We start from the raw sequence: 19,776 nt of genomic DNA, 5'->3' as shown, positions 1-19,776 counted from the left end.
ATGATGTTCACGGTTTAATATACGAAATCCTCATCTCATCGTTGTCGTCGCAAATCATAACTTCAACGGATTCGGTCAGTATATCGGCATAACTGTAAGACACACGCTTAAAGGTTTGCTGCTCTTGATCCAGCTTCACAATGAAGACCGAAGGATAAGTCTCCTCCAAAACTCCAGTGCGTTCGACGGTCTTCCGGCGACCTCCGTTTGCCCGGAGCATAATTTTCTGTCCTACGTGGGCGTCGAGACTATGCTTAATTTCCGACAGCGCATTTTTAGCCATTGCCTGTGACCACCTTCTTTCTTTGTCCATTATACAGGAAAGTCACAACCTTGTCAAATCAAAACAAATAATTATATCAGCAGTAAAAATGATGTGTCAACGATTATTTTTCGACATTTTTTCTCTTAACCCGATGGGAGTCCTAATAAAATAACCGGAAGGTCCTGGGGCGTTCGCCTCAGATCCTTCCGGCATGGACAAATAACAAGGATGCTCTTTATTTTTATTTTGGTCTTTCACATGGACGGCACAACTTTCAGCGTCGATAAATCCTTGAGTTTGGGCAGTCCGATACGGTAGCTGCCGCGGGTCTCAATCCCACCGACGCCTTGCGCTCCGCTGATCGTGTGATTCAGCACGTCGGTGATCTGGATGGTCTCGCGGATGGAGGTGAGCGACGCCTTGGCTGCGATGTAGACCGGATCCAGGGCATGGATCAGCACGCGACCGGGCGAGCTGGCAAAATTAGCCCCCGCCTGTAGCAGCGCCTCAAAATGCGACTGGCAAGCGCCGGCCACGATCGTTAACGTATCGAAATTCCGTTCATATTGCCGGGCCGTTTGAATGGCCTCCACAAAATGCTTAGAATTTTTATAGCTGGTTAAATTGTAAAGGTCGCCGTTGGGACGCGATTTTAAAACCCCGTCATGTCCGGTCAGCACAACGATATCCGGTTTGACGGCAGGAAGCAGTCGATACAGCGCATGGGACATTTGCGACTCCGTGACGTAATAGCCTTGAGCCGGCACTCGCAGCTTCTCATACAGGCTTAAGCTTTTTTGCAAATATCGTTCGTCGCCGTCCAAATGCAGCACCTTACCCGGCACCTCGAAATAGGCCGGTTCCCCTTGCGCATAAAACTCCCGTCCAATCGCCGTCCGGTTTCGTTCTACCAAGTCCTTGCGGTCCTGGGTCAACCACTTCAGCGACTCCGTGGCCTTGATTCGGGCTCGCTGCGTCGTTTCTCCTGGGGAAGCCGGGTCTACCCTGACCAGATCGGTCAAGGGCGCATCCGCCAGCAGCCGAAATTCCGTTCCTTTGATGATAGCTTCGCTCCGTACAATCCGTTCGATCCGGAACGTGACGTCTCCACCGTATGATTTGCGGACGACCAAGTCTCCCAAATTCGTCAAGTCAATCACCTCTATCCCCATCGTATGGGCGACAAGAGGGAATGGTTACACGCGGAGTTCCTTCAACCCGGCGTCCAGTAGCGTATCGCTCAGCTTCGCAAACTCATCCAGGCTTAACGTCTCGGCCCGCCGGGAAGACTGGATACCGGCTTCCTCCAGAAGGTTCTCCAGTCGCTCGCGCCCCTCTTTGGGGAAGAAGCGGCTCTTGAGATTGTTGGATATCGTCTTCCGTCTCTGGGCAAAAGAGGCCTGCACCACCTCGAAGAAAAACGCCTCATCCTTAACGGCCACAGCCGGCGTCTTCCGTACGGTCAAGCGGATCACCGCGGACTCCACATTCGGCTGCGGAATAAATACGCTGTGCGGCACCGTGCAGATCAGCTCCGGTACGCTATAGTACTGAACGGCGATGCTAAGGCTGCCGTAATCCTTGCCGCCAGGAGCAGCAGCCATACGCTCAGCCACTTCCTTCTGGATCATCACGACAATATGCTCTAGAGGCAGCTTCTCCTCAAGGAGCTTCATCAGAATCGGCGTCGTCACGTAATACGGCAGATTAGCCACTACACTGACGCCGTTCACCCCGCCGAATTCGGCAGCGAACAGCGCTTGAAGATCCAGCTTCAGCACGTCCCCATGGATCACGTTCACGTGCGAATAGGGCTCCAGCACCTCTTCCAGGATCGGAAGCAGACGTTGATCGATCTCCACCGCCGTTACCTTACCTGCTTCCTGAGCCAGTTTTTCCGTTAACGCGCCGATACCCGGTCCGATTTCCAGCGCGCCCTTGGTATCGTCCAGGCCGGCTGCCGCGACGATCTTCCCGAGAATGTTCTGGTCGATCAGAAAATTCTGTCCCAGGCTTTTTTTAAACGAAAAACCGTGCCGTTGAATGATCTCCTTCGTTCGGCGCGGCGTGGATACCTCTTCCCTTATGCTCATGCTCCTTAAACTCCTTTGCTCTCCAACTCGGCCAGCGCGGCCGCAAACTCCTCGCGGGTGATACGGAACACCGATAACCGCTTGTACAATTGCTTCCCGTTGCAATACCCGATGCCTAGCAGCTCACCTAGCGCTTTCCGTCGCGCGGCAGCCTGCGGGTGAACGATTAACCCCGCACTCATCAAGTCCTCCCAGTCGATCGCGGCCTCTACTCCCGGCGCTTCGCTGCGGACTCGGGACAGCGCCGTGCGGATCGCCTCCGGCGAGGCGTTCTCCACGCCGATGTCGCCCCGCTTCGTGGCCTCTGCCTCGGGAAGGAACGCATGCTTGCAGCCCGGAACCCGTGCCGCCACGATTTTGCGAATCCGCTCCCCGGCATGGTCCGGATCAGTAAAAATAATTACCCCTCGGCGCTCCTGAGCCAAAGCGATCTTCTTGAGCGTCACTTCCCCGATGGCCGAACCGCCGGTCTCAATCGTATCCGCCTCCACGGCTCGCTTGATGGCCACGGTGTCATCACGGCCCTCCACCACGATAACCTCTTTGATCATGGTATCTATTCTTCCCTTCGTGCTCTAGCTTATCTTTTTTGTTATTAATGATGTTCAAAAAGTCGACTTTTTGAACTTCCTTGCAAGAATAACAAAAAGAAGAGGATAACATCCTCTTCTAATCCACTGTCTTATTCATCATCCTAATACTATCTCATTCCCTCTGCATTGTAAAACAAAGAGAGTCGAGAGTTAATTCAATTCCGGCTTCGTCGGGCCGATGACGTAAACGGTACGCCCCTTCTTCCGGCCGAAGTTCTTCGCATCCTTCAGGGTATCGTAATAAACATCCATCTTGTTCCCATCAATAGCCCCGCCGGTATCCTCCGCCTTACGGAAGCCGATCCCCTCGATGTATACCCACCAACCGAGTGGAACGACGTCCTTATCAACCGCGATTGTTCTGCCTTCGGTCACGCGGGTACCGGAGGCCGTGCGGGTGCCAATCCCGTCTTCTTCCGCCGAATAGGCGGTCAACGTGACGTTTTTAAGTATCTTTTTATATTCAAAAGAGACGCCGCCTTTGGTCGTCAACCCGCTAATGTTCACCGCATTTGCGGTACGGTTAATGCTGGCCGACAGAACGGCGGTTGGCTTCTTCGTGCCGACGGCAACAACCTTCGGCTGGGCCTTTTTAGTGACCTCTTTGCCGAGCCATCGCTTTGTCACGAACTTTCCGTCCTCGTAAGTTTTCTCAATGTTGTGAATGACCAATCCGGCATTGCCTTGCTGAACGACCTTCGTCGTGCCTTTCAGCAGATTGGCGTCCGACGTTTTGACCACGCTAAAAGGCACGGTCTCCTTCGTCTGCACCGTTTGCTTACTCACCCGAACAATCTTGACGTCCAGGTTCGCAGTAACTTTACTGTCCAGTGTCGGTGAGACCTTGTCATCTTGGTCCAATGTGACGCCGATCTCGGACAATACGCCTTCTACTTTGCTTTGTGTTGTGAAGTGAACCTTTTTCATGCCGTCCACGCTCACGTTTACCGGCTTTGCGCGTACGATGACAATGCGGTCACCGTTCTTAAGCGAGCTGTCCAGCGGAAGCGATACGGAATCCTTCGCGCTGAGTTGAATCGATTGCTCCTCCAGCAGATGGGCTACGCTGGATTTATTCGTCTCCACCGATTGGACGCTGCCGTCCACAATCAGGGACACTTCTTTATGTGCCTGGCCAAACAGCCAGATTAGGATGATGATGAATACCGCGATGGTCAGAACGCCGACGAGCGCAATCTGACGTAAATTCTCATGCTTCCATCGCATTGCGTAAGACATGCTGGATGAGCGTGATTCATGGGTCTCCTCTTTGCGGAAAATGCCCATTTCTTCCGTCCTCCTTCATAGTCCCGCCGTCTAGGTCGATGCATGATAACGATTGACGTGACTACAGTTACTTTTTACAAAACGACTATGGTTGTCAAAAAAGTCATCTTTTGATCACGAAGTAAATCAAGAAGTTGATTCGACATCGAATCTTGAATTCACCCGGGCCTTCCGTTGCTCACGTACCCCTATGTACGCTCCGCTACTCAGTCCCTAGTTTCATCCAACCTTCTCGGTGCTGAAAACCTGACTTTTTGACTCTTATTGAAATACCAAGCCATTTTGCATCCTGATCCAGTCTTCTTGCGTACGTCACCTCCTGTTTACCAACAGTATGATGACCCTATTACTTTTATTCAAAACAAAAGAAGCCCAAAGAAAGAGTTAGAGGAACTCCTTCGTGGCTTCCTGAATGTCTTGGTGTAATAGCTGCACGAGTGACCTCTCTTATACGCTTACGAGGTTAGCTGTCGGGTTCGGGCGAAAGAGAGCCGCCCTTTCTCAGTTCATTCGCTCATGGCGCAATGACCTCGAATTCACCCCATAGACCCTGGAAAGAAATCAAATACCGACGCGAGAGGCTTGCCGCCAACCGCTGCCTGTATCGGTTCCCCCGTTCTCCGTGAAGGAGATTCAGCGAGACTGGTTCATGGAACCAAGTATCGTTCAATTTGTCCATCCAGAACGCACTAAATCGATACTGAAAAAATTCTATCCTGTTTCGATGCATGTTGTAAAGGACGAATCAACCACGTTTTTTTAAAAAAATGGTTAAAAAAATGTAATGATCTCGGTTTTAACGGTTAAAAAGCATTAATCTTCCCGAAATCCTCTTTTTTTCATCCGATTTACTCTTAAATCCTCGAGATTCCAAATCGTTCCATTGCATTTCGGGTCGTAATTTCGGCGATTTCCTCAAAAGTAACCCCTTTGAGCTCGGCAGCCATTTCCGCAACCAGGCGGACATGCGCAGACTCATTTCTCTTCCCACGATATGGGTGTGGTGTTAAATAAGGGGAATCCGTTTCGATTAATAAACGATCCATTGGCGTCTTGGTCAGCACTTCTTTGGGCTGTTTTGCATTTTTAAACGTAATCGGTCCGCCAAACGACAAATGAAATCCCAAATCCAGACACATTTTGGCAATTTCCCAACTACCAGAGAACGAGTGCATGACACCCCCAACCTCGTTTGCTTTCTCCTCGCGGAGAATGCGGACCACATCCTCATGGGCATCGCGATTATGGATGGAAATCGGCATCCCCAGACTGCGAGCTAGTCCAATTTGCTTGCGGAATACGTCATGCTGCACTTCTTTTGGGGACGTGTCCCAGTAATAGTCCAGCCCGATTTCACCGATCGCTACGACTTTGTCATGTTTACATAATTCAGCGATCCAGTCCAAATCCCCTTCTTGCATCGTAATGGCATCCTGCGGATGCCAGCCAACAGCCGCATAAATGAAGTCATACGACTCCGCCAATTTCATGGTCGACGGGATGGTTTCCCGGTTAAATCCGATGTTTATCATCCTCGTGACCCCTTGCTCCACGGCGCGTGCAATCACTTCCTCGCGATCCTCGTCAAATTGGGGAGCATCCAAATGCGTATGCGTATCAAATAACATCTCGAATCGTCATCCTCCTAATTCCGTTGCTCGAATATGCGGGCTACCTTCTGGGGCAACCGATCCATTACAGCACACAATTTATTATCCGGATAGTACAAATGCGTTTTGCCTCGATGTAATCCGCTAATCGACCGAACGATATCCGACACTTCAGAAATTTCCCGTACCCGTTCCTGACGGTCCAAGAGCAAGATTTGCTTCTGACGGAACCCCTCATCCGGACGGAACACATCATACGGCAGATCGGTCGGAAAATCAATTTCCATGTCATATTCGGGATGCAGTCCGACGCGCGTAAAGGACTCCCGAATCTCCTCCAGCATTTCCAGCTCCGGTGTGTCCAATTCTACATATTTATACAATTTGCGATTCAAAAACCGGGAGCACAAATCGCGTAATAACTCATCTGACTCCCTCGTCCACTGCATGAACGCCGTTTGCATCAAAGCTTCGTCCAACTGCAAATAGTCAGCGACCCCGATGTTACCTTCAAATAGATCCGGAAGCGGATGCGGCAGGAAACCAAAGGAATACCCGTTCTGGTACAATTCCTTAGCTCGGCGCAAAATTTGCCGGAGAATAATCTCCGAGCTCCGCGTTACCGGGTGAAAATAAATCTGCCAATACATCTGATACCTGGACATCAAATAGTCTTCCACCGCGTGCATGCCTGATTCCTTTACGACCACCCGCCCCTGAAAAGGTCGAAGCATCCGCAGAATCCGGTCCATATCAATCGTACCGTAGTTCACACCGGTAAAATACGCATCCCTCAGCAAATAATCCATTCGATCCGCATCGAGGGGGCTCGAGACTAAATTGACCACAATCGGATTCTCGTAATCCTTGCGGATCACGGCAGCCACTTTCTCCGGAAAATCCGGGGCAACCTCGCGCAAAATGGCACTAACTTCCGTATCGCCCAGCAAAATTTTACATGTCCAATCTTCGTGATGCATCTGGAATGCTTCTTCTATAGAATGGGAGAACGGCCCGTGTCCCAAATCGTGAAGCAACGCCGCGCACAATGCCACCAATTTATCTCCTTGAGGCCAATCGGCGTACCCGCTCCGTTCAAACTGCGAAATGATTCGGCGGGTAATCTCATAAACACCAAGCGAATGCGAGAATCGGCTGTGCTCGGCGCCATGAAACGTCAAATAAGACGTGCCTAGCTGACGGATCCGACGAAGGCGTTGAAACTCCGGCGTATTTATGAGCGACCAGATCACTTCGTCCTGTACATGAATATAATTATGTACGGGATCTTTGAACACTTTCTCTTCGCTAAGCCGACGATGCATGGGTCAACACTCCTTTTTCTTCATAAATGCGAGACCAAAAGCGGAATTCTGACTGATGACGACGGGTTATGTCGAATAATGTCGATGTTTGTCAAATTAACGATTTCCAAAATGTCGAATCATAAAGTATTAGTAACTTGCTAGACTTCATAACGGTTCTCGGAGTTATGTATCCCTGTAATTTAGAAATAATATTGAACTATACCATAAATAGGTTGACTAATCTGGCAATGGTTGGTATTATAAAAATCATAAAAGATAGAATCATGTCGAATAATGACAATTCCAATTTATAGTGAGAGGGGCAATCATCAATATGATGAAATCCACAGGTATCGTAAGAAAAGTAGACGAATTGGGTCGTGTCGTAATCCCGATCGAATTGCGCCGCACTCTGGGGATCGGTGAAAAAGACGCGCTCGAAATTTATGTAGACGGTGAACGGATCATGCTCAAGAAATATGAGCCAGCTTGCATCTTCTGCGGTAATGCTGAGAACGTGACCTACTTCAAAGGCAAAATTGTTTGTCACGAATGCATTACTGAGCTTCCTACCCCTGTGACAAATTAAGAATTATAGTATATAATAGATTTACTGAAACTGTTAATTCTAACCTTTTTCATATCTCCTTGGCGCCTTCCTAGGCTTGAACCCAGCCTAGCGAAGGCCCCTTTTTTTTCGGCATTTTGGTTAATAATGTCTATTTTCGGAGAGATGTGGAGATCTAGATCAGTTGATTATAAATATCTCGCTTCGCCACGCCCCGATCTGCGGCCGTTTTCTTCATCGCATCCTTTCGCGTCATCCCTCCTTCCGTTTCGTAATGCCGGACATGCTCCTCCACCGTAAGCGGTTGCCACCAGGCGTCACGTTTCTCCTTCACCTGGTCGGGATGTGCCCCCTCGACGACAAGGCAATATTCGCCTAGCGGCGGATATTCCTGCAGCCAAACCAGGCAATCCTGAATCGTCCCCCGTGCCATTTCCTCATAACGCTTGGTCAGTTCTCTCGCTAAGACGATTCGACGATTCCCCCAAACCTCGAGCAGGGACTCCATCGTTTTGATCAGCCGATGCGGCGACTCGTACATCAGCATCGTCCCTTCCTGATCTTCCAACGACTTCAGTAACAGATCTCGCTCCTTGTGGTCTCTAGGCAAAAAGCCGAGAAACGTAAATCGTTCGGTCGGCAGACCGGAAACGATGAGTGCCGATAAAGCCGCATTGGCTCCCGGCACCGGTACGACGGAAATTCCCGCCGCCAACGCAAGCTTCACCAGATCGCTTCCGGGATCGGAAATGGCCGGCAAACCGGCGTCGCTCACAAGCGCCAAATTTTTTCCTTCTATTATAAAGCGTATCAGTTCTGGGCCACTAGCAACCTTATTATGCTCATGATAGCTTAGCAATTTTCCCGGGGAGATTTCGAAATGAGTTAACAGCTTTCGCGTCTGCCTTGTATCCTCCGCTGCGATGATGTCCGCCTCTTGCAGGGTACGGACAGCTCGGTAGGTCATATCCTCTAAATTCCCGATCGGGGTGCCTACAAGGAACAACTTGCCGCTGCCCGCTTCGCCCCTTCCGCCCGGTGATGTTTCAAAGCTCTTCTGTACTTGAACGTTCATACTCTACCCTCTTTTGGCCCGTAATAGATATTCATGATTTCTTCGCAGTATGCCCCATTTTCATTATAAACGATCAACGGCGGCAGCACCCGCAGGTCCGGTTTCCCGTCCCGCAGTGCTTCAATCAGTACCATATTCGCTTCCGCTCCGGCCCTTGGATGTACGAAACGGATCACCTTCGGTTCTAGTCGGTACTGGCGCAACACCGTGACAATTTCGCCCAAGCGCTGGGGTTTGTGCACCATCGACACCTTACCGCCGGGCCGTACCAAGCGCATCGCGGCAGCAGCCACTTCTTCCAGACTGCAGTGAATCTCATGTCGGGCGATTGCTTGATGAGCATTAAGCTTTACCTCGCCCGTCGTCACCGGCATATACGGCGGGTTCACGGTGATGGCATCGTAAACTCCATGACCCGTCACCTTAACCAGCTCGCGCAAATCTCCTTCACGAATGAGGATCCGCTGCGAGAGCCCGTTCATTTCCACGCTGCGACGAGCCATATCTGCAAGCCGCGGCTGAATCTCAATCCCTTCGATCTCCGCTTCTGTCCGGGTGGAGAGCAGCAGCGGGATGACCCCGTTGCCGGTACACAGATCGAGAATTTTGCCAACCTTCGGCACCGGGGCAAACCGGGCTAACAATACGGCATCCATGGAGAAGCTAAACACTTCATCGCTTTGAATGATATGTAGCTCATGCGTCAGCAAGTCGTCTACACGTTCCTGCTCATAAATCGGTACTTGGTTCATGGACTTCGATACCCATCCTTTTTCAACACAAATTTAAAAAAACCGTAGGGACACCCCCACGGTTCATTATTTATTCAAAAACGACAAGCAGAACAGGCAATCGCCTTCCGTGCGCAGATGCCCATAATAAACATTGCAAATATGGAAGCCCTCATGATAAAGGCGCGCCAAATTGTCGTAGCCTTCACCCACGACATCCATTGCTTCCTTGCCGGTCAGAGCCGGAATATCGGCTCTCTCCGCCACGGGTATGGACAATGGCCCTTCCGCGCTTTCTCGCTTTAAGATTTTGCGCAGTTGTTCATTTTCGAGGCGTAGCCGCTGGTTCTCTTCCACCAGCTTCTTGACCTCCAGCTTGAGGCTGCCCAAATCGCCGTGAACTTTTCCCATTTGCGTTTCCAACGCCTGCATACTTGTGAATATGTCCTTGTTCTCCAAGTTCCCACCCCAGAGTCATCTCTAGAATCTATCGTAAAAGAAACTCCTTATTTCAGGACGACATCGTCCAGCGGAAGCTCCTTCACTTTCCCGATTTCAAACAGCTGTACATGCACGGTGCGGGTGCCGGCGTTGAGTCCGACGACCTTGCCGTCTCCCAGCGAAGTGACGACGATTTTACCTACGGATGGAAGCTCTTCTTTGGTGCTTTCGTAGTTATCATGCTCAAACTTCAGGCAACACATCAATCGACCGCATAATCCGGAGATTTTGGTTGGATTCAGCGACAAGCTCTGATCCTTGGCCATCTTGATCGATACCGGTTCAAAGTCGCCTAGCCAGGAAGAACAGCAGAGAACACGTCCGCAAGGACCGATACCGCCAAGCATCTTGGCTTCGTCCCGTACACCGATCTGTCTTAGCTCGATCCGGGTCCGGAAGATGCTGGCCAAATCCTTAACCAATTCGCGAAAATCCACGCGGCCTTCCGCCGTGAAGTAAAAAATGATTTTATTGCGGTCAAAAGTAAATTCAACGTCGACCAGCTTCATTTTCAAATCATGATCTTTAATTTTATTTAAACATGTGGCAAAGGCATTCTTTGCCGCAAATTTGTTCTCTTCGACAACACGGGCATCGGAATCATCGGCGATCCGAATGACCTTCTTCAGCGGAAGGACGACATCGGATTCTCCAACCTTCTTCTTGCCGACCACCACTTTCCCATATTCGATTCCCCGCGCGGTTTCGACAATCACGCTCTGGTCCTTCTCCACAGGGAGCTCCAGCGGATCGAAATAATAGATTTTGCCCGCTTTCTTAAAGCGGACACCCACTACTGTATACAAAAACTAACCCCCTCGTATAGCTCTAAAAACTGGTGAACCGCTTTCCCATTGAAGCGCGCGTTCAGAAGAAACTACTAGAAATCCCTGCTCTTTCAGGGGAGAAAGTTTCATGCGAAAGTACATCTTGTCTGTCTTGTCCCTTGCGGCTAGTGCTATCGTTGCCCATCCACCGCGATCAGAAATTGCTCTACGCAGAGGCTGGCATTCATATGCTGCCGCAGCTTCTTCTTGCTCTCCGCGGCCTGCGCCATGGCATCAATCCACTGTTCGGCGCTGCGACTGGCGGCATGCTGATTGATAAACGGAAGCTCATCTATGAAAACGATTTGATCATGTTTATGATAGAGCGCATGGATCATATCTTTGAACCACAAATGGAAAAGGCTGAACAACATGTCCAAATGATCGATCAAGCCGGATTTGAACAACGTTTGCTGCGCCGTTATTAAAGGAGAACCGCCACGGCCTGCGATTTCCTTCCCTAATTGTAACACTACGTTTCTAATTTCTGCAAACCAATTCTGTTGGATTAAATCACGGCACGGACCCAGTCCCGCCGCGAGGTGAACGGCACTTCGAGCCAAGATTGACGGAAATCCCTCGTTCGCCAATATTTGGAGCATCATCTCCGGATCCACCGCTGAAAAAGGAACCCATTGTGCCCGCGACTGAATCGTGGGGAGCAAGGCCCGTCCATTGTCCGACAGCAAGATCGCAACGGCCGGAGATGGCGGCTCTTCCAGAAACTTTAGCAGGCTGTTCGCCGCTTGTACCGTCATTTTTTCGGACTCGTCAATAATGTAAGCTTTGGGATTTCCGCTCTCCGATCGATAAGAGAAAATCCGTTGCAGATCACGAATTTGTTCAATTTTGATGGATGCCCCGTCGGGCTTGATCGTAAACAAATCGGGATGATTGCCGTGCAGCACCTTGCGGCACTCCAGACATTCCCCGCAAGCCTCGTCGCCGCCCCGGGTGCAGAACAACGCCTGGACGAAGGCCATGGCCATTTCCATCTGCCCGCTTCCAGGCGGTCCGCTAAATATATAGGCATGGGATATTTCCTGGCGTCTCAGGCTGCTCTGCAACAACTGTTTGGCCGTATCCTGCCCGATGATCTCTTGAAATGACATCGCGTTTGCCCTCGTCCTTTCGAAGCTAGAAGCACAGATTGATCAGCATACCGCGGATTTCGCCGATTTTTTGCAGCAGGTCGATTTTGCCCTGCTCCGTCTCCAGCAGTTCATCTGCCATCGCGAGCAGCGCAGCGTCCACTTCATCCAGCAGCTTGTAGCGTTTACCTCGGCCCCGGCGGTCCCATCCTTTCGCATCTTTGATGGTAACGCCCCGCCGTACCGTATCTTCCAGAAACCGCTTGACCATCATTCGGTAAGCCTTCAGCTCTCGAACGGTCATGGACCGGGCGAGCCGGTCCCCTTGCATTTGAATTTCTTTAAATCTCCGGTTCAGTTCCTCTTGAGTTGCTTGCTGGCCATGCTGCTGCATCACATCGGAGAAGCTTTTGGATTGCACCGGCTTGGCAGGGCTGTCGCTAACTCCCAAACCGCTTTTGAGCGGCCGGTATCCCGGATCAATTTTCAAAGCGTTCACCGCCTATGGTTGATTAGATAGTTGAATATTTAAAACCTAGTTCAGTACAGGGACTGAGTAGCGCAGCGTAGGCGAACCTACGTGAGCAACGGAAGTCCCGGTTGAGTTCAAGATTCGATGTCGAATCCTCTTCTCGAGACACCTCGTGATCAAAAGCTGGCTTTTTAATAACCTAGTTCAGTACAGATCAAAAAAGTTAGGTTTCCAGCACCAAGAAGGTTGGATGAAGCAGGGATTGAGTAGCGCAGCGTAGGCAAACCTACGTGAGCAACGGAAAGCCCGGCTGAATTCAAGATTCGACGTCGAGTTAGCTTCATTGATTCTCTTCGTGTTGGGAAGATCACTTTTTTGATAACATCTTCAGATGAAGATTAAAAAGTCGGCTTTTCAGCACCGAGAAGGTTGGACGAAACTAGGGACTGAGTAGCGCAGCGTAGGCGAACCTACGTGAGCAACGGAAGTCCCGGTTGAGTTCAAGATTCGATGTCGAATCCTCTTCCCGAGACACCTCGTGATCAAAAGCTGGCTTTTTAATAACAACTATATTTAGAAGTGTTCGAAACGGTCTACTGGGAGTACAAACACCGTCGCCCCACCCACCTGCACTTCCACGGGCAACGGCAAATACGAATCGGTTGTACCGCTCATCGGCGTAACCGGGGTAACGAGCTGCTCCCGCACTTTACAGCTGGTACGGATGACGTTCAAAACGGAATCCACCTGATGGTCGTCAACACCGATCATAAACGTCGTGTTCCCCGCCCGAAGAAACCCTCCGGTACTCGCCAGCTTGGTGGCCCGATAGTTTTCCTTCACGAGCGCGCTGGATAGCCGGTTGCTGTCTTTATCTTGGATAATCGCAACAATCAGTTTCATATGCAGTACCTCCTTGTTTTATAAAAATGTACCATACTAACCTATTTGACGGCTAGGCCATGAATTCCTTTATTGCCGCGGAAAGATACCCTCGGATCTCCGCAGCGACTTCTTCCTTGCTGCGCGAAGCATCAATCGTCTTGATACGCTCCGGATACATCCCGCCGATAATCCGATATCCTTCCCGGACCTTCTGGTGAAATTGCAGACTTTCCATATCCAAGCGATTCACTTCGCGCCCCGCTCCAGCAGCGATACGGGCCAAACCCTCTTCCGGCTCGATATCGAGATAAAAGGTGAGATCCGGAAACCGCCCCTTGGTGGCAAAAAGATTAATCTCCAACACCTCATCAATGCCAAGTCCACGTGCGTAGCCCTGATAAGCCAGACTACTATCCAGAAACCGGTCGCAGAGAACGGTAATTCCCCGCTCCAAGGAGGGCTCCACCTTCTCAGCCAAATGCTGCCGCCGGGAAGCTGCGTATAACAGCGCCTCTGTCCGCGCATCCATCGCCGTATGCTGCGGATTAAGAATCACCTCGCGGATCTTTTCTGCGATCTCAATGCCTCCGGGTTCCCGGGTAGAAATAAACGGCACGCCATGCTCCTCTAACGCCTGTTCCAATTCCCGCATCACCGTCGTTTTGCCGGAGCCATCCCCCCCTTCGAGCGTAATAAATAATCCTTTGGCTTGATGGTTCATCTAGTTCGTTCCCTGCTTTCTTCTCAAAAAATCATGTACAAGTATATGCTTGGTTTTCCCTTTTCTTGACTTGAATCGTCCGCAGCTGCGGGTCGGCCGGCCCCTGGCATTTGGCTCCGGAATCCCGTAGCTTCATCAGTTGCTGCCCAACCGCCTCGGTGATGATTTCTCTGGGATAAAGCAGCGGAATGCCCGGAGGATACGGAATGATCATTTCCGCCGCTTGCCGGCCGATACTTTCCTGAGTGGAGATCGCCTCAATCTCTGTCGGACGCAGCGGTGTAAGGCCAAACGGCACGGGCTCGGACACTTCCGACAGATCGGCCTCGTCAGCCGTAATGTTCCACGTGGAAAGTTCATCGGCCAGTACCGGATCAGGGCTGAGGCCCGCTGCATTTCCCATTTGTTCGGCCTCGGCGGCGATGCGTACCAGCGCCTGCAGCAAACGATCCGCATCCTCCATCGTTGAGCCGGGGCCAAGCGCCAGAACTACATGGCGGTCATCGCTCATCTCCGGTACGCATCCCTCGGCTTCAAGCCGCTCCTGCAATTTATACCCGGTGAGGGCTGCGGATGCATCGTATATGACAAGTTTCAAAGGATCTTGGATAGTATATGCAGCAGCCCTTCCGCTGGCGCCCGGCGGAGCAACGACGCCGAAGCGCGGCAGCTTGGCCAGGCCGCGCCGCAGGTGCGCGGCCGCGGCGAGCCCGCCCTCGAAGAAGGCGGGGCCCTGCGTCCCCAGCAGGCTTCGGCTCAAGTCGAGCGAAGCCATGATGGGGTAGGACGGGCTGGAGCTCTGCAGCATCGCCAGCCGCTGGCGCAGCAGCGCGCGGTCGAGCAGCCCGCCCTGCACGTGCAGCATCGCGCCCATCGTGAGCGCGGTCAGCATCTTGTGCGTCGACTGCACGACGCCATCGGCCCCTGCGGCCAGCGCACTCTCCGGCAACGCCGGGTGCTGGCCGAAGTGGGCGCCATGCGCCTCGTCGACGAGAAGCGGCACGCCGTGCGCATGGCACAGCTCGGCCAGCGGCCGCAGCGGCGCGCCCATCCCGTAGTAGCTCGGGTGCGTGAGTAGCAGCCCCTTTGCGCCGGGATACCGGCGCAGGGCTTCTCGCACCGCAGCTTCGCTCGGGATGGTCGCCAGCCCGCTGCCGGCATCCTGCTGCGGCGCCAAAAACACCGCGTGCGCGCCTGCCAGCATCAATCCGTGAATCACGGATTTGTGCACGTTTCGCTGCACGAGCAGCACATCTCCTGGCGCGGTGCACACGCTCAGGATCAACGCCAGGTTCCCGGCCGTGCTGCCGCCAACCAGAAAAAACGTCTCCTCCGCCCCAAACTGGGCGGCGGCCAACCCTTGCGCCTCACGGATGACACCCTCCGGATGATGGAGATCATCCGTCCCGGTGATTTCCGTAACGTCGATTTCCATCACGCGCGCCAGATCAAGGATCGCACGCTCGTCGCCACGTAATGCTTGTCCGTTTTTATGACCCGGCACATGAAACGAAGCGTCCTTTTTCTCCCGATATCGCCTTAAAGCCTCATACAATGGGGCTACTTGGTTTAATCCCTCTTCCATTACTATGCTTAATCCTTCCGACTTAAGGTTGATCATTTGAATTGCTCTTCCATCGGTATGGCAACCTTTGCTTCATTTTACCGCTATTCTACCCGGTAGAGCAATATAAAAGGACCCGCTCCCCAAAATGAACAGGTCCTTTTAACCGGCGTTGTTATGCATTTTTTTGCACCCAGATCTGCTTCATTTGATGAATGAAGAAATGGTATTTCTCCTCCTGCACGTCGGTGTGCACCATCTCTGATTCGCAAGCGTCGCAGATAAATTCCGATACGATATGAATGCCTTCGGTTTTTGGCTCCCCGCAAATAATACAAGTTCTGACGCCCAGCTCATCCATGCCCGATCCCACCTTGTCTGTTTTTACTATCAGTATGACACAGATTCTACTATTTTAAACCTTTTCATAGTCCGTTTCCTACTTTATCTTATGCCGCAGGCCAGTACCCGGTGTTTGTACGCGGCGTCTTAATTATTCTTTGTTTTGTCCGATATATTAAGAAGAGCTTGCCCGCTTCTTGCGGGAACCGATGTGAAGGAGGATCGAACGCTTGAATTCCGCCGAAACCGAAACCCATGCGACTTTTTATCATTATACGCTGCTCAAAAAGAAGGTTTTGCCAAAGTCGCTCATCCACAGCTTAGTGATACTCCCCGTCATATGGCTGGCTGCCGAGACGGTTTTTATATCCTGGACCAGCCTCTTTTTCTTCCTACTGGCCATACCAGTCATATTGTGGATTCAATACGTGATTTCCCGCTCCGTGTTAATGATCGTTAGTCACTCCTACCGCAAGCGTTGGAAATTTTCCCGTCAGATGCCATGGATCGGTTATATGCCTGATCAATACATCGCTTACCCTGTGTATCGACGGGTCCATCTTCATTCAGCCTGGATTGGTTGTTGCATTATAGGCATTCTTATTCCTTGGTCGCCAGTTTCTTTTGTTCTCTCTTTATTTTTCTGGCACCTTTGGCTAATGATCCCGCGTTTTATTGTACTGGCCACCCTGAGAGGACAACGCAAAGACGGAATGATCAAAATCACCGGTTTAGAAATTGCCTATTACATGCAATAAGCTAACGATAGGCATAGACACAAGCAAAAAGGCCTGCCCCCTGCAACAATCGCAGAGTTCAGGCTTTTTTGCTTGTTATCGCGTTTTGTACCGGCTTGTCCGGTAACGGGCGTTGCCTTCTTATCCGAATCCTGAAATTTAAGGACTGCTTTCTAAACCTTGAATGACCGTTTTCTCTTCCTTTTTGGGAACCAGAACCGTAAAAGAGTCGTCGTGAATTGTTAACTGCACAATTTGCTTCCCTTTCTCGTACACTCGGGTTGTGCCGGTGCTCTCTTCTTTTTTCTCTTTCCATCCCCATTCCGCGATTACCTTCTGATAGGCTTCGGGAATTTCGTTACTCTCTTTGAGTCCAGTTAGCTTATAATGCACATAGTCCATCTTAGAGTTATTAAGAGCCGTTTCCGTTTGATTGGCCTCTTTGGGGACGGGAAAATTCTTCTCAACCGTTGATCCCACAAAATCCGTCCACGAAGGCTCGGAAGATGCACAGCCTGCGATGACTACGATCATCATCAAGACTCCCCACATGAAGCATAAGGATATTCTAATCCCTCTTCGCCGCATGATCCATTCCTCCTTACCCTGCCTATATACTGAAAAAACTTCCTTGTTGTCATTCTGATATAGATTCCGGATAGGCTAAATGCCCTAGATGCTAACATACCAGTTTTATTATAACGGGTGTCGTATCCATGTCGGTAACAATTTGGTTACATTCCATTTGGTAGAAACTGAAAATAACTCAGTATTCTTTCAGAAAACTAAAAAATATATGTCAGTTTTAAGTTACTTTATTTAACATCATGGAGATCAAATATGAAATTTTATTAATGAAAGCAATCCAGCGAAATACCTCAATTCTCTTTAATAACTTAGCATGTATGCGTTTTATTAAGGAAACCCGACCTTTGTCACCATATCTAACATGAAATTATGATAGGTCACATAAACTTCAAACATTTCATAAGGGAGAGGGGATTGCACATGAACCGATATCGACTACGTTGGAAAAAAGGAAGCAGGTATTTGCTAGCTTCTGTACTCATCTCCGGATTATGGATCGGACAGATCCCGCAAGCCCAAGCTGCTTCAGACCCATTGTCAGCTACAGTAGCTAAACCATCGCTGGTCACCGGCGAGCAATTCCGTCAGTCGATGAAACAAGCCGCTTCTGAAGCGGGAGGCTCCTTTACAATGCCTGAGATCTCCGGTAATCGCGTGCTCCGTAGTCAGGTCGCTGTCTTGCTTCAAGAATGGCTGGGGTTAGAGAAGTCTGCTGAATCCTTCCGCGACGTTCCGGACCAGGCAGCTTACGCCGGGGCTGTTGGGGCGGTCGTTAAGGCCGGGCTCATGAAGGGGTATTCCGACACCTCATTTCTGCCCGCGGAGCCGCTCACGGCAAATGATCTTAATCGCCTTCATGACCGAGTCCTCGGTTATTTGAAACCCTTTGTGCTCCCTGAAGCCACGATATCCGAAATTCAAAGGGCGATGGAACAAGGCAAACTTACTTCGAAGCAGCTGGTTCAGATGTATCTTGACCGCATTGCCAAATACGACGATCAAGGGATCTCCCTGCAGGCGGTCTTAACGATCAACCCCGAGGCACTCAGGATCGCGGAAGCGTTGGATCAAGAACGGGCGGCCAAAGGTCCACGCGGGCCTTTACACGGGATTCCGATCTTAGTGAAAGACAACTTTGATACCTCAGATATGCCTACCACTGCCGGTTGCCAATGTCTAAAAGACTCTATACCCGATCAGGATGCCGATCAAATTGCCAAGCTCAAAGAAGCGGGGGCGATCATCCTAGGCAAAACCAACCTGCACGAGTTCGCCTTTGGGATTACGACCTCCAGCTCGTTAGGCGGCCAAACCAAGAATCCCTATGCCCTGGACCGTTATCCCGGTGGATCTAGCGGTGGTACTGGAGCGGCTATTGCTGCTAACTTAGCTGTCGCCGGACTGGGCACGGATACCGGGGGCTCCATCCGCATACCGTCTAGCTTCAACAGTCTCGTAGGTATTCGCCCAACGATCGGCTTATCCAGTCGGGATGGTATCATTCCTCTGGCCCTGACCCAGGACGTTGGCGGTCCGATCGCCCGAACGGTTGAAGATGCAGCAATTCTGCTCGACGCTACGGCCGGTTATGATCCTGACGATGTTGCTACCGCCTACAGCGTTGGCCGTATCCCGGAAAGCTATACTCGTTTCCTAGATGCGAATGGATTAAAAGGCGCTCGTATCGGTGTAGCCACAGAACTGTTCTTGGAAGGCAACGATCAAGAAAAAGCCGTCTCCAACGTAGTAACTAATGCCGTAAATGAGCTAAGTTCCCTTGGCGCAACGGTCGTTAATATCAAGATTCCCCATTTAGCAGAGATCAATAAGTACCCGAGCTTAAGCGGCTACGAGTTCAAATTTCAGTTGAACGACTACCTAAAAGAATTAGGGGACGACGCCCCTTACCACAGCCTGGCTGAAATCATCGCCTCGGGAGAGTATGATAAAACCCAGGAGTCCTCCATGAAAGCCCGTGAGGCCCGTGAATCCCTGGATACCCAGGAGTACAAGGATATCGTGTTAAAGCGCACCAGCTTGACCCGAGAATCCCTCCTGAAGGTCATGGCGGACTACAATCTCGATGCCATCGTCTACCCGACAAGCACCCAACCACCTGCGTTAATTGGCGAGAGTCAATCATCTGGAAACAACAATCGCCTGAGTCCGTTTTCCGGCTTCCCGGCCATCACGGTCCCGGCTGGCATTACCGCGGAAGGCTTACCCGTTGGGATCGAATTTCTGGGCCGCGCCTTTGACGAAGGCACGCTAATCAAATACGCTTATAGCTTTGAGCAAGGTACGCATCACCGCCATGCCCCTAAATGGACGCCTTAACTCTTCTATATATTCAAAAAGAGCACTACCGAATGAACGGTAGTGCTCTTTCCCTTTGCTTGGCGGCGTCCTACTCTCCCAGGACCCTTCGGTCCAAGTACCATCGGCGCTGGAGGGCTTAACGGTCGTGTTCGGGATGGGTACGTGTGGAACCCCTCCGCCATCGCCACCAAACGGTTCAA

The 19,776-nt window shown here is 51.0% G+C and carries 21 protein-coding genes, 1 rRNA gene and 1 riboswitch; of the genes, 3 read left to right on the top strand and 19 right to left on the bottom strand.

Annotated features, from left to right (window positions below):
- Positions 1 to 7: 7 nt before the first annotated feature.
- The 7 genes from veg to KJS42_RS21760 all read right to left on the bottom strand — a co-directional run bounded on the left by veg (position 8) and on the right by KJS42_RS21760 (position 7,173).
- Positions 8 to 283: a biofilm formation stimulator Veg gene (gene veg, locus KJS42_RS21790; RefSeq protein ID WP_155608065.1), complete on the bottom strand. Its 276-nt coding sequence runs from the start codon at positions 281 to 283 to the stop codon at positions 8 to 10.
- 236 nt (positions 284 to 519) lie between these two features.
- Positions 520 to 1,437 carry a sporulation peptidase YabG gene (gene yabG / locus KJS42_RS21785; protein WP_213624118.1) on the bottom strand — a complete coding sequence of 306 codons (918 nt, stop codon included), beginning with the start codon at positions 1,435 to 1,437 and terminating at the stop codon, positions 520 to 522.
- 24 nt (positions 1,438 to 1,461) lie between these two features.
- Positions 1,462 to 2,358, bottom strand: coding sequence for a 16S rRNA (adenine(1518)-N(6)/adenine(1519)-N(6))-dimethyltransferase RsmA (gene rsmA, locus KJS42_RS21780; RefSeq protein ID WP_193418843.1), 897 nt, complete (start codon positions 2,356 to 2,358; stop codon positions 1,462 to 1,464).
- 5 nt (positions 2,359 to 2,363) lie between these two features.
- Positions 2,364 to 2,909 carry a ribonuclease M5 gene (gene rnmV, locus KJS42_RS21775; RefSeq protein ID WP_155608062.1) on the bottom strand — a complete coding sequence of 182 codons (546 nt, stop codon included), beginning with the start codon at positions 2,907 to 2,909 and terminating at the stop codon, positions 2,364 to 2,366.
- 192 nt (positions 2,910 to 3,101) lie between these two features.
- Positions 3,102 to 4,238, bottom strand: a complete 1,137-nt coding sequence (locus KJS42_RS21770) for a resuscitation-promoting factor (RefSeq protein ID WP_155608061.1) — start codon at positions 4,236 to 4,238, stop codon at positions 3,102 to 3,104.
- A gap of 437 nt (positions 4,239 to 4,675) precedes the next feature.
- A riboswitch (cyclic di-AMP (ydaO/yuaA leader) is annotated at positions 4,676 to 4,887 on the bottom strand.
- A gap of 205 nt (positions 4,888 to 5,092) precedes the next feature.
- A complete protein-coding gene (locus KJS42_RS21765; protein ID WP_155608060.1) occupies positions 5,093 to 5,866 on the bottom strand; it encodes a TatD family hydrolase in 774 nt (257 codons plus the stop codon).
- A gap of 17 nt (positions 5,867 to 5,883) precedes the next feature.
- Positions 5,884 to 7,173, bottom strand: coding sequence for an HD domain-containing protein (locus KJS42_RS21760; RefSeq protein WP_155608059.1), 1,290 nt, complete (start codon positions 7,171 to 7,173; stop codon positions 5,884 to 5,886).
- Between the two features lie 316 nt (positions 7,174 to 7,489).
- Here KJS42_RS21760 and KJS42_RS21755 point away from each other — a divergent pair, with 316 nt between their 5' ends.
- The gene (locus KJS42_RS21755) at positions 7,490 to 7,744 is read left to right on the top strand and encodes an AbrB/MazE/SpoVT family DNA-binding domain-containing protein (RefSeq protein WP_009226360.1); all 255 of its coding nucleotides are present in this window, start codon (positions 7,490 to 7,492) and stop codon (positions 7,742 to 7,744) included.
- A gap of 154 nt (positions 7,745 to 7,898) precedes the next feature.
- Here KJS42_RS21755 and rsmI read toward each other — a convergent pair whose 3' ends face one another.
- From rsmI to KJS42_RS21705, 10 genes are all read right to left on the bottom strand, one after another.
- Positions 7,899 to 8,798, bottom strand: a complete 900-nt coding sequence (gene rsmI, locus KJS42_RS21750) for a 16S rRNA (cytidine(1402)-2'-O)-methyltransferase (RefSeq protein WP_155608058.1) — start codon at positions 8,796 to 8,798, stop codon at positions 7,899 to 7,901.
- Complete coding sequence (locus KJS42_RS21745) at positions 8,795 to 9,550, bottom strand: tRNA1(Val) (adenine(37)-N6)-methyltransferase (protein ID WP_193418839.1); 756 nt, start codon at positions 9,548 to 9,550, stop codon at positions 8,795 to 8,797. Before KJS42_RS21745 ends, rsmI begins: the two co-directional genes overlap by 4 nt.
- A gap of 66 nt (positions 9,551 to 9,616) precedes the next feature.
- Positions 9,617 to 9,988, bottom strand: a complete 372-nt coding sequence (gene yabA, locus KJS42_RS21740) for a DNA replication initiation control protein YabA (protein ID WP_155608056.1) — start codon at positions 9,986 to 9,988, stop codon at positions 9,617 to 9,619.
- 47 nt (positions 9,989 to 10,035) lie between these two features.
- Positions 10,036 to 10,836: a PSP1 domain-containing protein gene (locus KJS42_RS21735; RefSeq protein WP_155608055.1), complete on the bottom strand. Its 801-nt coding sequence runs from the start codon at positions 10,834 to 10,836 to the stop codon at positions 10,036 to 10,038.
- A gap of 152 nt (positions 10,837 to 10,988) precedes the next feature.
- Positions 10,989 to 11,969: a DNA polymerase III subunit delta' gene (gene holB / locus KJS42_RS21730; RefSeq protein ID WP_213624117.1), complete on the bottom strand. Its 981-nt coding sequence runs from the start codon at positions 11,967 to 11,969 to the stop codon at positions 10,989 to 10,991.
- A gap of 25 nt (positions 11,970 to 11,994) precedes the next feature.
- Positions 11,995 to 12,438 carry a YaaR family protein gene (locus KJS42_RS21725; protein ID WP_155608053.1) on the bottom strand — a complete coding sequence of 148 codons (444 nt, stop codon included), beginning with the start codon at positions 12,436 to 12,438 and terminating at the stop codon, positions 11,995 to 11,997.
- Positions 12,439 to 12,993: 555 nt separating this feature from the next.
- A complete protein-coding gene (locus KJS42_RS21720) occupies positions 12,994 to 13,323 on the bottom strand; it encodes a cyclic-di-AMP receptor (RefSeq protein ID WP_059048766.1) in 330 nt (109 codons plus the stop codon).
- A 52-nt stretch (positions 13,324 to 13,375) separates the two neighbouring features.
- Positions 13,376 to 14,026: a dTMP kinase gene (gene tmk, locus KJS42_RS21715; RefSeq protein WP_155608052.1), complete on the bottom strand. Its 651-nt coding sequence runs from the start codon at positions 14,024 to 14,026 to the stop codon at positions 13,376 to 13,378.
- A gap of 31 nt (positions 14,027 to 14,057) precedes the next feature.
- Positions 14,058 to 15,611: an aminotransferase class I/II-fold pyridoxal phosphate-dependent enzyme gene (locus KJS42_RS21710; RefSeq protein WP_213624116.1), complete on the bottom strand. Its 1,554-nt coding sequence runs from the start codon at positions 15,609 to 15,611 to the stop codon at positions 14,058 to 14,060.
- A gap of 154 nt (positions 15,612 to 15,765) precedes the next feature.
- Positions 15,766 to 15,951, bottom strand: coding sequence for a sigma factor G inhibitor Gin (locus KJS42_RS21705; RefSeq protein WP_155608050.1), 186 nt, complete (start codon positions 15,949 to 15,951; stop codon positions 15,766 to 15,768).
- Positions 15,952 to 16,162: 211 nt separating this feature from the next.
- On the opposite strand from KJS42_RS21705, the gene KJS42_RS21700 reads away from it, so the two are divergent.
- Positions 16,163 to 16,690, top strand: a complete 528-nt coding sequence (locus tag KJS42_RS21700; protein WP_155608049.1) for a hypothetical protein — start codon at positions 16,163 to 16,165, stop codon at positions 16,688 to 16,690.
- Positions 16,691 to 16,828: 138 nt separating this feature from the next.
- Here KJS42_RS21700 and KJS42_RS21695 read toward each other — a convergent pair whose 3' ends face one another.
- Positions 16,829 to 17,203 (bottom strand): hypothetical protein, encoded by a 375-nt coding sequence (locus KJS42_RS21695; RefSeq protein WP_244868573.1) that lies wholly within the window; start codon positions 17,201 to 17,203, stop codon positions 16,829 to 16,831.
- Between the two features lie 474 nt (positions 17,204 to 17,677).
- Between KJS42_RS21695 and KJS42_RS21690 the strand changes: the two genes are divergently transcribed.
- Positions 17,678 to 19,594 carry an amidase family protein gene (locus KJS42_RS21690; RefSeq protein ID WP_213624114.1) on the top strand — a complete coding sequence of 639 codons (1,917 nt, stop codon included), beginning with the start codon at positions 17,678 to 17,680 and terminating at the stop codon, positions 19,592 to 19,594.
- 57 nt (positions 19,595 to 19,651) lie between these two features.
- Here KJS42_RS21690 and rrf read toward each other — a convergent pair.
- A 5S ribosomal RNA gene (gene rrf, locus KJS42_RS21685) occupies positions 19,652 to 19,768 on the bottom strand.
- Between the last annotated feature and the right edge of the window lie 8 nt (positions 19,769 to 19,776).

The organism is Paenibacillus sp. J53TS2, assembly GCF_018403305.1.
Lineage (GTDB): Bacteria > Bacillota > Bacilli > Paenibacillales > Paenibacillaceae > Fontibacillus > Fontibacillus rhizolycopersici.
Note: the sequence above shows the minus strand (reverse complement) of the source record. Positions and strands in the feature narration are given on the sequence as shown.

Bases quoted from the DNA above. Each gene is read 5' to 3' on its own strand.
- veg (WP_155608065.1), bottom strand. From the start codon at position 283: ATGGCTAAAAATGCGCTGTCGGAAATTAAGCATAGTCTCGACGCCCAC.
- yabG (WP_213624118.1), bottom strand. From the start codon at position 1,437: ATGGGGATAGAGGTGATTGACTTGACGAATTTGGGAGACTTGGTCGTC.
- rsmA (WP_193418843.1), bottom strand. From the start codon at position 2,358: ATGAGCATAAGGGAAGAGGTATCCACGCCGCGCCGAACGAAGGAGATC.
- rnmV (WP_155608062.1), bottom strand. From the start codon at position 2,909: ATGATCAAAGAGGTTATCGTGGTGGAGGGCCGTGATGACACCGTGGCC.
- KJS42_RS21770 (WP_155608061.1), bottom strand. From the start codon at position 4,238: ATGGGCATTTTCCGCAAAGAGGAGACCCATGAATCACGCTCATCCAGC.
- KJS42_RS21765 (WP_155608060.1), bottom strand. From the start codon at position 5,866: ATGTTATTTGATACGCATACGCATTTGGATGCTCCCCAATTTGACGAG.
- KJS42_RS21760 (WP_155608059.1), bottom strand. From the start codon at position 7,173: ATGCATCGTCGGCTTAGCGAAGAGAAAGTGTTCAAAGATCCCGTACAT.
- KJS42_RS21755 (WP_009226360.1), top strand. From the start codon at position 7,490: ATGATGAAATCCACAGGTATCGTAAGAAAAGTAGACGAATTGGGTCGT.
- rsmI (WP_155608058.1), bottom strand. From the start codon at position 8,798: ATGAACGTTCAAGTACAGAAGAGCTTTGAAACATCACCGGGCGGAAGG.
- KJS42_RS21745 (WP_193418839.1), bottom strand. From the start codon at position 9,550: ATGAACCAAGTACCGATTTATGAGCAGGAACGTGTAGACGACTTGCTG.
- holB (WP_213624117.1), bottom strand. From the start codon at position 11,969: ATGTCATTTCAAGAGATCATCGGGCAGGATACGGCCAAACAGTTGTTG.
- KJS42_RS21720 (WP_059048766.1), bottom strand. From the start codon at position 13,323: ATGAAACTGATTGTTGCGATTATCCAAGATAAAGACAGCAACCGGCTA.
- tmk (WP_155608052.1), bottom strand. From the start codon at position 14,026: ATGAACCATCAAGCCAAAGGATTATTTATTACGCTCGAAGGGGGGGAT.
- KJS42_RS21710 (WP_213624116.1), bottom strand. From the start codon at position 15,611: ATGGAAGAGGGATTAAACCAAGTAGCCCCATTGTATGAGGCTTTAAGG.
- KJS42_RS21705 (WP_155608050.1), bottom strand. From the start codon at position 15,951: ATGGATGAGCTGGGCGTCAGAACTTGTATTATTTGCGGGGAGCCAAAA.
- KJS42_RS21695 (WP_244868573.1), bottom strand. From the start codon at position 17,203: ATGATCGTAGTCATCGCAGGCTGTGCATCTTCCGAGCCTTCGTGGACG.
- KJS42_RS21690 (WP_213624114.1), top strand. From the start codon at position 17,678: ATGAACCGATATCGACTACGTTGGAAAAAAGGAAGCAGGTATTTGCTA.